Raw genomic sequence first — 13,650 nt, forward strand, 5'->3', positions numbered from 1 at the left:
TGAAATTGGTATGACTTATAAGCAGGTAAGATTTGTCCATTCTCTACCCCATTATGATTGCATCCAATCTCCATATAAGGTAAACACATCGCTGCACTGACCCAAGTATCATCGTAGTTTGCATCGGTTCTGTTTGATAACTTGTGCTGTCTAAGCCAGCGCCGCACTTGCTCTATAGGGGGTTAGCTCTGGTGAATAAGGCCGTCACCTAATAATCACTGCGGTCTCCAAGCCCTCTACCGAACCATCTTTAAAGTGCCAGGCAGCACGACCCATGGTGCACAGCCGTTCTTACTGGCTAATTCCTTTATGGTATTTGTTTTAAGTAACAATGAATAACAGCTTTATCCAGCACCGACTTTAACCTCATAAACTACTGAATATTAGATTTTTTCTTACTTTGAGAACCTGGGGTTGCGAATTGGCACAGTTAACCAGTACGAGGTTACTCGCAAACACTAAGGGCTATTCGATAACCTAACGCAAAGACCGCATCATTCATGCAGTATGACTTTGACAATGTACTCAGCAATATCTGCGCAACGGTGGCAGCCATGCAGCGTTTTTGAAAATTCAAACTATCTTGAGAAGAGGCCATCTTGAATAGAGCAAGATTTGATAAGCGTTACTTTGGTGTGATGATTTGATAGATGTATAGAATGACTCCTAACTAATACTCATCCATATTAGAAAGCATGGCGAATAGCAGGTCAGAAATGATAGCTAAATACCCTGTCAATTAAACTGTATAGGCGTTCAGAAAGATAAAGGATAAAAGGATAAAAGGATAAAAGGATAAAAGGATAAAAGGATAAAAGGATAAAGATCATAGTCGCAACGAAGGTCTGTGATAACGACTAATACATTAAACACAGGCAAAAGGAGCACCCATATGAACTGCTGAGTGCTCCGCTACGCTAGTAGTCGTTATAGTTCCAGGTCTTCTGCATCCGCCAGACCCTGGCCTTCACCTTCTTCTGGCTTAATGGTTGCCTGAAGCAGTAGCATTTCACGCAGTTTGCCTTCTATCTCGTCAGCAATTGCCGTATTTTCTTTCAGGAACTTAATCGAGTTTGCTTTACCCTGGCCAATTTTGTTGCCATTGTAGCTAAACCAGGCACCCGCTTTATCCACTAGCTTGTGCTTCACACCCAGGTCGATAAGCTCGCCCTGTTTCGACGTACCTTCGCCGTACATGATGATGAATTCAGCTTGCTTAAATGGCGGCGCCACTTTGTTTTTAACGACTTTCACGCGAGTTTCGTTACCGATAACCTCGTCGCCCTCTTTCACAGAGCCGATACGACGAATATCTAAACGTACTGACGCATAGAACTTAAGTGCGTTACCACCTGTTGTGGTTTCCGGGTTACCAAACATCACACCAATCTTCATACGAATTTGGTTGATGAAGATACACAGAGTGTTTGAGCGCTTAATGTTGGCTGTCAGTTTACGCAAAGCCTGAGACATCAAACGTGCTTGCAAACCAACGTGGGTATCACCCATTTCGCCTTCAATTTCCGCTTTAGGCGTCAATGCGGCCACTGAGTCAACCACCACCACGTCTACTGCACCTGAGCGTACTAGCATGTCACAGATCTCAAGGGCTTGTTCACCCGTATCAGGCTGAGACACAAGCAGGTCGTTTACGTTAACGCCCAGCTTTTCTGCATAGACAGGGTCCAGTGCGTGCTCGGCATCTACGAAAGCACATGTTTTGCCTTGCTTCTGAGCTTCTGCAATGGCTTGCAGCGTCAGAGTGGTTTTACCTGATGACTCAGGACCATAAATTTCTACAATACGACCAGTTGGCAAACCACCGATACCCAAAGCGATATCCAGCCCCAAAGATCCGGTTGAAACGGCTTCAATATCCAATGCCTGGCTGTCGCCCAGTTTCATGATAGAGCCTTTACCAAATTGTCTTTCAATCTGAGACAATGCAGCGTCGAGCGCTTTTTGTTTGTTATCGTTCATTTGCTTCTCCAATCTAGCGTATTGACGACAAGTATACTGTATGGAATTACAGTATCAAGCTTAATTTAAGCATTTAGCAGAGAAATAATTTTTCTAATAGTAAATTCAATAGCTTGCTTTCTAACTTCGGCTCTATTTCCGGCAAATTGACACACTTCACACAGTATTTTTCCCTGTAAATAGAAGCCAAACCATACAGTACCAACCGGCTTGTCTTGTGTGCCACCACCCGGGCCTGCAATACCCGAAACCGCTATCGCCACATCTGCCTGCGCCGCTTTCGCCGCCCCCTGTACCATCTCATCAACGGTTTGCCGGCTGACCGCACCAAACTCAGTTAAGGTATTGTGCGCAACGCCCAACAGTTGAACCTTTGCCTCATTGCTGTAAGTCACAAAGCATCGCTCAATATAAGCTGATGAACCTGGGGTGTCCGTCAGCGCATAGCTAATACCACCACCAGTACATGATTCCGCGGTAGTGATTGTCAGGCCGTTATTCGTTAGAATAGCCCCCAATTGTGCCGCCAGTCCGGCTATCTCAGTATGAAGCTCCATACTCATTTCCTTTAGGTATAAGTAATGTCGTTAGATCTTTATTCCGAACATACTATAAAACAACAAACCCCTATGATGCAGCAGTATCTTAGGATCAAAGCGCAACACCCGGATATTCTGCTGTTTTATCGTATGGGTGATTTCTACGAGCTGTTCTTTGATGACGCCATTCGCGCCGCCCAGTTACTGGACATTTCACAGACCCACCGAGGTAAAGCCGGCGGCGCACCGATCCCAATGGCGGGCGTCCCTTATCATGCTGTTGAGAATTATCTCGCCCGGCTGGTGCAGATGGGTGAGTCTGTGGCTATCTGTGAGCAGGTTGGCGACCCTGCTACCAGCAAAGGGCCTGTTGAGCGTAAAGTAGTACGCATCGTTACACCGGGTACGGTGACCGATGAAGCCCTGTTGCAAGAGCGTCAGGACAACCTGCTGGCTGCGCTGTGGCAAGACAAGCAGCAGTATGGTGTCGCGTACTTAGACATCAACTCCGGACGTTTTAACATTGTTGAGCTGGCCACCGATGAGGCACTTACCTCAACACTACAAAGATTACAGCCGGCGGAGCTGCTCTACCCCGAATCATTCAGCAATTTGCTAGTCCTTGAGCAAGTAAAAGGGGCCAGACGCCGTCCGGATTGGGAGTTTGATCTCGATACAGCTACCCATTTGCTTTGCCAGCAATTTGGCACACAAGACCTGATTGGATTTGGTGTTGCCGAGGCAAAAGCCGGACTAATTGCAGCCGGATGTGTGATGCAATATGTGAAAGATACACAGCGCACCGCACTGCCACATATTCGGGCCATTACGCTGGAGAAAAACGAACACGCAGTTATTCTCGATGCCGCCACGCGTAAAAACCTCGAACTAACCGTTAACCTGTCTGGCAGTATCGAAAACACGCTGGCACAAGTGCTGGATAAAACCGCCACGCCGATGGGCTCGCGGCTGTTAAAACGCCGTATTCATACGCCAGTGCGTAACCGTGACGAGCTTAATGCCAGGCTTAATGCCATCGCCAGCCTGATTGAATCCCAGCTCAATATCGAGGTCTATGACGCGCTGCGCCAGATTGGCGATATCGAACGTGTGGTTGCTCGCCTTGCCCTGTGTAATGCCCGACCAAGAGACTTAACGCGACTGCGTAATGCATTGCAGGCACTGCCCCCGTTGCATCACCTGTTGGGAGAAAGCAGCGATCCCCGGTTGCAGAAGATCCGCGCACATTCTCCGACTTTGCCAAAGCTTCAGGATTTGCTGGAACGCGCTATCATAGATAACCCACCGGTACTGATCCGCGATGGCGGTGTAATTGCCCCCGGCTACAACAGTGAGCTGGATGAATGGCGCGCGCTCAGCGAAGGGGCCACCGATGTGCTGGATCAGCTAGAAGAGCGTGAACGAGAGCGCACCGGGATCAGCACACTGAAAATTGGTTACAACAAAGTACATGGCTTTTATATTGAGATCAGCAAAGCCAACTCACACCTGGCGCCGCCCGAGTATATTCGTCGTCAGACACTGAAAAACAACGAGCGCTATATCATTCCTGAGCTCAAAGAGCATGAAGACAAAGTCCTGGGCAGTCAGAGCAAAGCACTGGCGCTTGAAAAGCAGCTGTATGAAGAGCTGTTTACTTTGATTGCACCGTATATCGAGCAGCTTCAAACCATGGCGGCGGCGCTGGCCGATTTAGACGTGCTCAATACCCTGGCAGAGCGGGCACAAACCCTGGATTACTGTAAGCCGGAACTCAGCAATGGCGATGAGATCCACATCGAAGCTGGTCGTCACCCGGTCGTTGAGCAGGTCAGCAAAGAGCCTTTTATTGCCAACCCGGTTCACCTCAACGCGGATCGCAAGATGCTGATCATCACAGGTCCCAACATGGGTGGTAAATCGACGTATATGCGCCAGACAGCGCTGATCGTGCTGATGGCGCATATTGGCAGCTATGTTCCTGCCAGCGCTGCGCAAATAGGTAAAGTCGACCGTATCTTCACTCGCATTGGCGCCAGTGATGACCTGGCTTCCGGACGCTCCACCTTTATGGTCGAAATGACCGAAACCGCCACCATACTGAACAATGCAACGGCGCAGTCTCTGGTCTTAATGGACGAAATTGGCCGGGGGACCAGTACCTACGATGGTCTCTCTTTGGCTTATGCGACCGCCGACTATCTGGCCGGTAAGATAGCCGCCAAAACGCTGTTTGCCACCCATTATTTTGAGCTAACAGAACTGGCTGAACAGCAATCTGGCCTGGTCAATGTGCACCTGGATGCCGTTGAGCACAACGACACCATTGCGTTTAAACACACGGTCATGGAAGGCGCCGCCAGTAAAAGTTTTGGTTTGCAGGTCGCCGGACTGGCAGGAGTACCCAAAGCGGTACTGGCCATGGCAAAGCGTAAACTGACCTTGCTGGAGCAACACCAGAGTGTGGTCGAAAGTCCCCAATCAACCTCATCAGCACCTCAGATGCAACAGAGCCTGCCGCTGGTCAGCGAGCCCTCTGAAGTTGAGAAAATGCTCGAGGAGATTGACCCGGATGAGCTGTCACCTCGTGCCGCCCATGACCTGATCTATCAATTAAAGGCACTTCTTTAGTTATAAAAAAAGCGGCTTACCAGCCGCTTTTTTCATTTCATGCAGATATTAGAAGCTGTGATTATACTGCACACCAACCACCGTCGCGTGGCCTTTTGACTTAAAGCCCCACTCGCTGCCCAGCGCATCTTTTTCAACAAAAGTCTGCGTTTTACCGCGCAGAATACTCAACCCTAAGTCCACACTCGCCGCTTCGCTCAGTTGATACTCAGCACCGAATGAGTACCAGGTACGATCAGTGTCCGGAATGGAGATAGACATGTGCGACTCATTAGCCGGAGAGCTGTCATAGGCAAGACCTGCGCGTAACTTCAGAGACTCGCTCCACTGATAGTCTCCACCCACAGCAAATCGCAATGAGTTATCAAACAACTCCTGTTTATTGAATACAGGCTTACCGGATACTTGTGCCTCAAGCTCCTGGAAGCTGTTCCAGCCTGTCCACAACACGCTGTAGTGCAACGTCATTGGCTCAGTCAGTTTATGGCTACCAGAAATTTCTGCTATTGCCGGAAGCGTCAGCTCAAGAGTACCTGCCATCGCAACGCCGTTGGTACCGCCAAGGGATGCCGGGATCTGGTTACTGAAGTGACCGTCAAAGGTAATATCTGTTTCGCTGCGATAATGAAAGCCCAACCGGTTGTCAGCATCAATTTGATAGCTCAGACCCAGGTTCCAGCCATAGCCACTGTCGTCCCCTTCCAGGTTAACCACTTCTGTGCTGGCCGGGGCCTGTAATGGGTTTGCACCCAGATGACGGATCACTTTTGCATCGGCATAAACATGATTCAGGCCCAGTGCCAGTGTCCATTGTGGGTCAATTTCGTAGGCCACAGAGACGCCCGTATTGATCGTGACTATCTCGGTCTCACCTGCCAGCTGACCGGCAACATAGTCTTTATCGAACTCAGTTGCCAAACCAAATTGAGAGTAGACCCCCGCACCGACAGACCACTGCTCGTTCAAACGTGCCGTCATGAATACGGCAGGCACCACGGCGCTTGGCGCAATGCTGTTATCGTCCAGCAGGTTTGCAGGTAGCCCATTGTTGGTCGATGTGCCTTGTAAGCTGACATCTGGCTCAACGTACATAGCCGCCGCGCTCACCTGCACGCCCTCAAACTGGCCCATTAGCGCCGGGTTACGTGCAACAACCGACGCATCATCGGCGGCACTGGCTTCACCGGCATAGGCACGGCCTAACCCTGAAACATTTTGCTCAGCCAGCTGAAATGCCGCTGCCAGTGACTGCGAAGACGCCGCCATCAAACCTGTCGCTACCAATGCGCGTAGTACTGTATTCATTCTCAACCTCAAATGTTATTCAACAAGAATAAAAAATTGCCCCCACAGTACAGAAAACAAAAGTAAAAATCCGCATTTTAAGCACTTTTAACAGCTCAATTGCGCAATATTAAGGCATTTAATGCACTTTATTTACAGCGTGGATCGAAGTAAGAGCAAATACTCTAACCAGCTATTTACACCACTAAACGATATTAATTCTCATTACCATTGAATAAAAGCATCGCTTCACATATACTCTTAGCCATATTCACCGCCTTGATATTACAGGGCACTTGAAGGGAGGTTTGGTCTATGCTGGCAGTTTTAATGTTCGGTGCACTGACATTCTGTGGTCTCAGCGTATTTAGCCTGTGCAAAGCAAACTACTGCGCCTGTAAGCGTGCTGGACAGTGCGACAATCCACTCAACCATTACTGGCTGGCAGCAATACTGAGTGCTCTACTGGCATTGGCGTGCAGCTGCCTGGCGCTACATACTGAAAAAGGGACTCTGGTGTGGATCCTAATGATGGCCAGCTGCCTTGCCGGTGCCTTGTTATCTGCGCAGTGGCAAAAGCGTAAGCTTAAGCAAGCAGGTGATCTTTTAACAGACGGGATAAATTAATTTGGTAATCAAGTGGCCGTACCGTTGAGGCTATCTTGATTTTATCTTGCTCATTTAAATCAATGTCTTTGGCGGTAATGTGGTGCATGTGTTTGGTGTTATAAAATACCCGCACTTTAGGTGCCGTCGGTGCGCCCCGGTTTCCTTCCAGTACTAACGCCAGCCGCTCATTGCTCAGCTTTACAATCGTGCCAACCGGATGCACACCAATACACTTAATAAAATGCTGTACCAGCACAGGATCGAACTGGGCTTTGTTGGCCAATAAATAGCGCAGTGCTACCAGAGGTTCGTCTCCATCGCGGTGCGGGCGCTCAGCCGTCATGCCTTCATAGACATCCACAATGGCCATGATCCGCGCCGCTTTACTGATCTGCATACCCTGCAGGCGCCGGGGATAGCCACTCCCATCCAGGCGCTCATGATGACTGACAATCATATCCAGCATTAAAGGGGTGATCCCAGGTGCGTCACGGGTCAGCCCCAGCGACTGTGCAACATGGCGCTGCATGGTTTTCATTTCCAGCTTATTCAGCGGGCCGCGCTTATCGATGATCCCCTGAGGTATTTTGGTATGACCCACATCATGCAACATGGCACCGATGGCCATTTGCTCTATCACCTTCTTGCCCAGCCCCAGATATTTTGCAAACACAGTGACTAAAATGGCGCAGTTGATCATATGACGCCAGTTAAAGCCTTCTTTATCTTTGATCCGGGTTAAAATCGCCATGGCATTGGTATTTCTCAGCACCGAGCCAACAATTTCCTGGCTGATGTCGTTGATCAGTGTCATGTCGACCTGCATGCCAGATGCCAGGTTGCCATAGAGCATTTGCAACTGCTTGTTGTGCTGTTCAAACTGCCTGGCCGCACTGGCAAATTCGTCTTCCAGGCTGATGGCTTTTTCTTTGTCGGGCTGTACTTTTGGCGCTTTGGTGGTTTTTTGCGGTGCCGGCTGACTTTTGGCCTCTGCCTCTTCAGGCTCAGCGTTTACCTCTGATTGCTGATACTTAGCGGGAACCGGAATATCACTTTGAGCAAAGTCGATATTGAGCTCAACCACCCCATTGGCGGCAAGGCGAGCAATGATAGCCTCATCCCGGACCATACCCCGGGATTTAATCTTAACTTCAGCGCCTGACTTTTGTTTATGAACGCTGTCCACAAACATGCCGGGTTTTAACTCTTCAATAGGGAGGGTGACTCGCATAGCGCTCGCATGATGCCTGGCGGCAGTGTAAATTGCATTAATATGCATAGGCCAGACTTAATTGTCTAGTAATTGGTATCAGTTTAAGAAAAAAGAATGAGGTTTTATGAATAAAAGTGTCAGGCCAGGGGCAGAACAGCGCTCTGGCCTATTGTTGCGATGCTGAATTACTCCTGGAAATAGGTGCCCCAGCCATCGTACTCAACGCCACAATGCGTGGCGATTTCAACCAGCTTGGTCACATCTTCCATAATCACCGCCGCATCCAGCTCGGCTTCAACCACCACGTCAAAGCCCCAAATTTTGCTGCCATCTTCCAGCTCGAGCTCCGCCGGATCTTCAACATCATAGCCAAGTTTAAATGCAGCCAGTGCCGCCTGTTCCAGCTTCTCGAACTCTTCGCTGACAAAATGATGCTCTACTTCGTACAGAGTATCCGGGTTAGACCCGTCCTCTAACAACGAATCAACGATGTCTTCACTGATCTCTTGCCAATTTTCCACTTGCTGCTCTCACTTTTTCGTCTAACTGTGCAATATGTTCCGCCATTTTAGCATGGATCTGTTTTGCATGCTCACGTGCAGGAATGTCTTTATCCAAAGCGATGGGCGCCAGAATATTGATGTATACCGTGCCATTATCCCAGCGATTGAGCTTGATCTGCCCCGCCGTATTATTCATACAAACCGGTACAACTGGCACATCCGCACTTAAAGCGGTATGAAAGGCACCCGTTTTAAAAGGCAGTAATCCTCTGCCATAACTGCGTGTCCCTTCCGGGAACATCCACAATGACATACCCCGTTGTTTAATTTTAGCAATCGACTTATCCAGGGTATCGACCGCTTTTTTACGATTTGCCCTGTCGATCAGGATATTACCGGACAACCAGTATAACTGGCCAAAAAATGGCACCCATTTCAGGCTTTTCTTGCCCATACTGACCGTGTTGTGCGGCACCACAGCAGGCAAAGTGAACAGGTCATAATTATTTTGGTGGTTGGCAATGTACATCGCAGGACCCAGATCTTTCGCGCCCGGGTCTATCGAGATCTCAAGTTTAACCCCGATCACACGCGACATTTTGCCAAACCAGGAGGCAATCACATGCACGTTATTGGCATGAAAAGGACGGATCAGACTCAACGTCAGGCCAGCCAGACAACTGAGGATGATAAACAGCGCCATTGCCAGAATTCGAACTACAGCTAACAAAATAGAGACTCCTATTATCAAGTCGGCGCATTATAATCAAATAGGCGTACACTTGTAAGCTCAATTTTGTTACAGCCATAAAAAATGCCGCTCGATTGAGCGGCACTTCAAAATTTATTTAGCAGGCTTAGGCAATTAGCTCATTGCTGCCTGTAGTTTCTTCATTGCAGATTTTTCCAGCTGGCGTACACGCTCAGCAGATACCTGATATTTATCGGCCAGATCTTGCAAGGTTGCTTTGTCTTCCGACAACCAGCGTGCGGCAACGATGTCCTGAGAGCGCTCATCCAGCGTCTTCATTGCTGCAATAAGACGGTTCTGAGACTGCTCCTGCCACTGCTCTTCTTCAATCACCTCAGCCACATCACTGCTGGCATCCGTCAAGTACTGAACCGGTGAGAAGCTGCTGCTCGGTGCATTGTCGTCATCATCTCCCGTCAGGTCAAAGCCCATGTCCTGACCACTCATGCGCGACTCCATTTCACGCACTTCTTTTTCGCTCACACCCAGCTCATTAGCAACTGTGGTGATCTCTTCCTGGTTGAACCAGCCCAGACGCTTTTTATTTTTGCGCAGGTTGAAGAATAATTTACGTTGTGCTTTGGTTGTCGCAACTTTAACGATACGCCAATTTTTTAGCACATACTCGTGGATTTCAGCTTTGATCCAGTGTACTGCAAACGACACCAGACGCACACCCACTGTCGGATTGAAGCGCTTTACCGCTTTCATCAGACCGATATTGCCTTCCTGGATCAGGTCTGCCTGAGGCAGGCCATAACCGGAATAGCTTTTGGCAATATGCGCAACAAATCGTAAGTGAGAGATAATGAGCTGCTTGGCTGCGTGCAAGTCCCCATCCTCATGTAGGCGGGTTGCCAGCGCTTTTTCCTGCTCAGCGTCCAGCATCGGAATAGAGCTCACCGATTGTAGGTAGCCTTCTATACTCGCGCTTTGTTGCCCAGCGGTCAGTGCCATTGCATAAATATCTTTACTCATTTTTCACCTCAGTGATAATTCGTTTTGCCAATTTTAGCACTCTTTCCCTTAGAGTGCTAAATGCAATCTACTACTTTTACACCTTAAAGATCAAGTTTTTTATTATTACACTTTAATTAATAAGCAAGCCGTTGATTTTTAAAGATTAATTTAATTGATAAAAAGCAATTATGGTAAGCCCGTGTTCAGATTCACCCTGCGGCGCTATCTGACAGTGCTAATTTGGCAGGAAAGAGTGCTAATTTTAGCAACCGAGTGTGCTAAAACAAATTCGCTTAGCACACTCACTACGAAACCACTTGGCGGCCCTACACTTTATCCGGTTCGATGTCCTTTATGTACTTTTGCACAGACAAAAAGGAACCAACAAAGCCCAGCGCCACTGCCAGCAGCAACAAACACAACAACTCAGAGCCCGACAGGCCCTGCAACACAAAGTTGCTCTGATATACGCCAACCACCAGTGCAACAGCAGACTCTAACCACCACAGCATCAGCATAACGCATATAAAGGCAATTAATCCGCCAATGATCCCATACCAGATCCCGGTCCACAGAAATGGCGTGTGAATAAAGGTGTTCGTTGCGCCGACCAATTTAAGTACCTGGATCTCTTCTTTCTTATCCATTATCGACAGGCGAATGGTGTTACCTATGATCAGCACCACGGCAGTGAGCAGGAGTAAGCCTATGGTGATCACGCTTTCTTTGAGCAGGCTGAGCAGGGCATTAAGACGCTCCAGCCACTCAATATCCAGCTTACCAAACTCAATCTCTCGTTCCTGCTCCAGCTTGCTGAGCAACGCCTTAGCAGCCTGAGCGCTGCGATGACGTACCGTTGGAGTCACCAGTACGACACTGGGCAAGGGGTTTTCTTCGAGGTAATCCAGTGCCTGACCAAACCCGGAGATGGTTTTGAACTCTTCCAGTGCTTTATCTTTGCCAATAAAGCTCACAGTGTCTATTTCGGGGTAAAGTGCCAGTCGCTTGACCAGGGTTTGTGTTGCCTGCTCGCTGACACTCTCTTTTACAAACAAAGAGATCTCGGCGGCTTCCTGAAAGCCACTACTGACCTTTTGCACGTTTTTAACCACCACATACAGTGTGGTTGGCAGCGTCAGGCTCAGACCCAACACCAAAATGGTCATCATGGATGCCATTGGGGTTCGCCACATTTCGCCTAAACTGTGCACGCCCTGGCGCAGGATGGTAATAATGAAGAAATAACACTTGAGGAGCACGGACTTGCTTTGCTTGTCGTTTTGCGTGCCGCGACCTTTAAACAGTAAACTCATAGCGTGTCTCCCGGCAGCGAAGATCCCAACAAGGGATCCTGAATTAAGCGACCGTGATCCAAAGTCAGGCTGCGATATTTCATCCGCGCGATCAGCCCCAGATCATGGGTGGCAATCAGGACTGACGTGCCATGGCGGTTAAAGTCCTCAAACAGTTTGAGAATTTCCATCGACAATTCCGGATCCAGGTTACCGGTTGGCTCATCCGCCAGTAATAAAGGCGGCGAATTAACAATCGCACGGGCAATGCCAACACGTTGCTGCTCACCGCCGGATAACGTGCTCGGCTGACACTTTACCTTATCTAACAGGCCGACTTTATCCAGCGCGGCATGCACCCGTTTGGTCATATGTTTATGGTGCGTGCCCTCAATTACCAGCGGTAGCGCCACGTTGTCGAACACGTTATAGCGCTCAAGCAGGCGATGATTCTGGAAAATAATACCAATATCGCGGCGAATGTAAGGCACCTGACTGTTTTTGATTTGATTCAGGTCGACCCCATTGATCGCAACCCGCCCGGCAGATGGACGCTCCATCAGGCTGATCAACTTAAGCAGGGTACTTTTACCCGCACCACTGTGACCGGTCAGAAACGCCAGCTCACCTTTAGTAAGCTCAAAGCTGACCTTTTCCAGCGCCCGGTGACCACCGGGATAGGTTTTACTGACTTGCTCAAACTTGATCATTGCCTGCCCTGCTATTGTTATCTACTTCCGATTTTCCTGCTCCCGACGCACGATGCAGGAAAAACATCTGGTTATCAGCCCTGGTTATCAGCCCTGGTTATCAGCCCTGATTATCAGTCCTGATTTTCCTGGCTAAATAATGCCTCAATAAAGTCATCACTCTTAAAGGTGCGTAGATCATCGATGCTTTCGCCCACACCAATGTAGCGGATCGGCACCTTGAACTGATCGGCAACGGCGAAGATCACCCCGCCCTTTGCGGTGCCATCCAGCTTAGTCAGCGCGATACCGGTCAGGCCCACGGCCTGATCAAACAGCTTCACCTGACTGATGGCATTCTGACCTGTCCCTGCATCTATGGTTAGCATCACTTCGTGTGGCGCATCCGGATCGAGCTTTTTCATCACCCGGGCTATTTTTTCCAGCTCCTGCATCAGGTTATCTTTATTTTGCAGTCGGCCTGCCGTATCTGCAATCAGCACGTCCACATCACGGGCCTGCGCAGCCTGGAAGGCATCAAACACCACCGAGGCACTGTCCGCGCCGGTATGCTGAGCAATGACAGGAATATCGTTACGCTCGCCCCACACTTGCAGCTGCTCAACGGCCGCCGCACGGAAGGTATCACCCGCGGCCAGCATCACAGACTTACCCTGGGCCTGGAACTGCTTAGCCATCTTACCGATTGTGGTGGTTTTACCGACACCGTTAACCCCTACCATCAAGATCACAAACGGCTTTTTAGTAGCCGGGATCTCCAGCGGTTTTTCAGCTTCTTTCAGAATATCTGCCATTTCCTGCTTCATCAGGTCATACAGGGCATCACCGTCTTTCAGCTGTTTACGATCTGCGGCATCGGTCAGGCTGTCGATCAGCTTCATGGTGGTATCAACACCTATATCCGCTGTCAGGAGCTGGGTTTCAAGATCTTCAAACAGTTCATCGTCAATCTTCTTGCCACGGAAAATATTGGCAAAACCGGAGCCGATATTGGTCTTGGTTTTTAACAAGCCCTGCTTAAGACGCGCAAAGAAGCCTTTCTTTTTAGGCTTCTCCTGTTCCTGAGCCTCACGCTCGGCCTGCTCTTTGGCTAACCGTTCAGCTTCTTCACGCTCTGCCTGTTCTTTAGCTAAACGCTCGGCTTCTTCACGCTCTGCCTGCTCTTTGGCCAAACGCTC

The 13,650-nt window shown here is 49.2% G+C and carries 12 protein-coding genes; 2 read left to right on the plus strand and 10 right to left on the minus strand.

The genetic code is table 11. From position 1 onward, the window contains the following. Positions 1 to 927: 927 nt before the first annotated feature. On the minus strand, positions 928 to 1,980 hold the full coding sequence (recA, locus tag TW77_RS11140; protein ID WP_046005052.1) for a recombinase RecA: 1,053 nt from the start codon (positions 1,978 to 1,980) through the stop codon (positions 928 to 930). A 65-nt stretch (positions 1,981 to 2,045) separates the two neighbouring features. After that, a complete protein-coding gene (locus tag TW77_RS11145; protein ID WP_046005053.1) occupies positions 2,046 to 2,537 on the minus strand; it encodes a CinA family protein in 492 nt (163 codons plus the stop codon). A gap of 24 nt (positions 2,538 to 2,561) precedes the next feature. Here TW77_RS11145 and mutS point away from each other — a divergent pair, with 24 nt between their 5' ends. Continuing rightward, positions 2,562 to 5,150 (plus strand): DNA mismatch repair protein MutS, encoded by a 2,589-nt coding sequence (mutS, locus tag TW77_RS11150; protein WP_046005054.1) that lies wholly within the window; start codon positions 2,562 to 2,564, stop codon positions 5,148 to 5,150. 48 nt (positions 5,151 to 5,198) lie between these two features. Here mutS and TW77_RS11155 read toward each other — a convergent pair whose 3' ends face one another. Beyond that, positions 5,199 to 6,455, minus strand: a complete 1,257-nt coding sequence (locus tag TW77_RS11155) for an outer membrane protein transport protein (RefSeq protein ID WP_046005055.1) — start codon at positions 6,453 to 6,455, stop codon at positions 5,199 to 5,201. Between the two features lie 294 nt (positions 6,456 to 6,749). On the opposite strand from TW77_RS11155, the gene TW77_RS11160 reads away from it, so the two are divergent. Beyond that, entirely contained in the window at positions 6,750 to 7,061 is a 312-nt protein-coding gene (locus tag TW77_RS11160; protein ID WP_046005056.1) for a hypothetical protein, read from the plus strand. Here the strand turns inward: TW77_RS11160 and TW77_RS11165 are convergent. The 7 genes from TW77_RS11165 to ftsY all read right to left on the minus strand — a co-directional run. Beyond that, entirely contained in the window at positions 7,021 to 8,274 is a 1,254-nt protein-coding gene (locus TW77_RS11165; protein WP_046005065.1) for an HD-GYP domain-containing protein, read from the minus strand. The genes TW77_RS11160 and TW77_RS11165 overlap by 41 nt on opposite strands. A gap of 167 nt (positions 8,275 to 8,441) precedes the next feature. Beyond that, a complete protein-coding gene (gene rraB, locus TW77_RS11170) occupies positions 8,442 to 8,777 on the minus strand; it encodes a ribonuclease E inhibitor RraB (protein ID WP_010383227.1) in 336 nt (111 codons plus the stop codon). Further along, on the minus strand, positions 8,752 to 9,489 hold the full coding sequence (locus tag TW77_RS11175; protein WP_046005057.1) for a 1-acylglycerol-3-phosphate O-acyltransferase: 738 nt from the start codon (positions 9,487 to 9,489) through the stop codon (positions 8,752 to 8,754). Before TW77_RS11175 ends, rraB begins: the two co-directional genes overlap by 26 nt. 135 nt (positions 9,490 to 9,624) lie before the next feature. Beyond that, positions 9,625 to 10,488: an RNA polymerase sigma factor RpoH gene (gene rpoH / locus TW77_RS11180; protein WP_046005058.1), complete on the minus strand. Its 864-nt coding sequence runs from the start codon at positions 10,486 to 10,488 to the stop codon at positions 9,625 to 9,627. Between the two features lie 308 nt (positions 10,489 to 10,796). Further along, positions 10,797 to 11,783: a permease-like cell division protein FtsX gene (gene ftsX, locus TW77_RS11185; protein ID WP_046005059.1), complete on the minus strand. Its 987-nt coding sequence runs from the start codon at positions 11,781 to 11,783 to the stop codon at positions 10,797 to 10,799. Beyond that, positions 11,780 to 12,472 (minus strand): cell division ATP-binding protein FtsE, encoded by a 693-nt coding sequence (gene ftsE, locus TW77_RS11190; RefSeq protein ID WP_046005060.1) that lies wholly within the window; start codon positions 12,470 to 12,472, stop codon positions 11,780 to 11,782. The genes ftsX and ftsE overlap by 4 nt, the downstream gene beginning before the upstream one ends. Before the next feature lie 113 nt (positions 12,473 to 12,585). Next, positions 12,586 to 13,650 (minus strand): signal recognition particle-docking protein FtsY (gene ftsY / locus TW77_RS11195; protein WP_052713150.1); only part of this gene is annotated, 1,065 nt, incomplete at its 5' end.

It is taken from the genome of Pseudoalteromonas rubra (assembly GCF_000967655.1).
Taxonomy (GTDB): Bacteria; Pseudomonadota; Gammaproteobacteria; order Enterobacterales; family Alteromonadaceae; genus Pseudoalteromonas; species Pseudoalteromonas rubra_A.